Raw genomic sequence first — 885 nt, forward strand, 5'->3', positions numbered from 1 at the left:
TAAAACCTCTTCTTATTCACATCATCTAATATATCTTTAGCTACTCTATCTACTCTTTGACTTATTTCAGCACTAGAGTTAGCTATCTCTACATTTTCTTGTGTTACAGATTCTAAATGAGATATGGCTTCATTGATTTGAGTTACACCTGTTGTTTGTTCTCTTATAGATTCACCCATATCATTAATACTTTGCACTAAGAGATTCGTATTAGCTTCAATCTCACCTAAAGATTTTTGTGTTCTCTCCGCTAGTTTTCTCACTTCATCAGCAACAACAGCAAATCCTCTTCCGTGTTCTCCAGCACGAGCTGCTTCAATAGCAGCATTAAGAGCTAGTAGATTTGTTTGGTCTGCTATATCTCTAATAATGCCTATAACATTTTTAATATCTTCACTTTGTTGTATAACTTCACTTGTCTTGCCACTAACATTTTGCATAGATGAAGTAATCTCTTCTACGGCTTGAGCTGTTTGTTCTAGGCTACTTGCTTGAGAGTTAGTAAGATTTGTAAGATTATTTACTGCTTCTGCTAATGCTTTTGCCTCTTCACTTAGATTTTGAGCAAAGTTAGAGCTTGTATGAAGCATTTTTCTAATCTCTTCTCCTAGAGTATTTGTAACTACTTCTACTCTACCACTTGCATTATTTACTTCTGTGGTGAAGTCTAAGCTTACATAAGATTCAAATACACGATTAATCTCATTTAAATCTTTTCCCACACCTGTCATTAAGAGTTTAAGCAGTTCATTTACAGAATCTCTTAGATTATTAAGCTGTGGATTGCTGCCTTTAGATTCTATAAGGCTATCAATATAACCTTGTTTTGCTTTGTCTATGACTTGAAGAGATTGTGCCACAAGGGCTTGGTCGGATTCTAAGCCT

General features: G+C 34.9%; 1 protein-coding gene. It reads right to left on the reverse strand.

Annotation, left to right across the window (positions count from 1 at the left end):
* On the reverse strand, positions 1-885 hold an 885-nt coding region (locus HCCG_RS11375), incomplete at both ends, for a methyl-accepting chemotaxis protein (protein ID WP_034548685.1).

Source organism: Helicobacter cinaedi CCUG 18818 = ATCC BAA-847 (assembly GCF_000155475.1).
GTDB lineage: Bacteria > Campylobacterota > Campylobacteria > Campylobacterales > Helicobacteraceae > Helicobacter_C > Helicobacter_C cinaedi.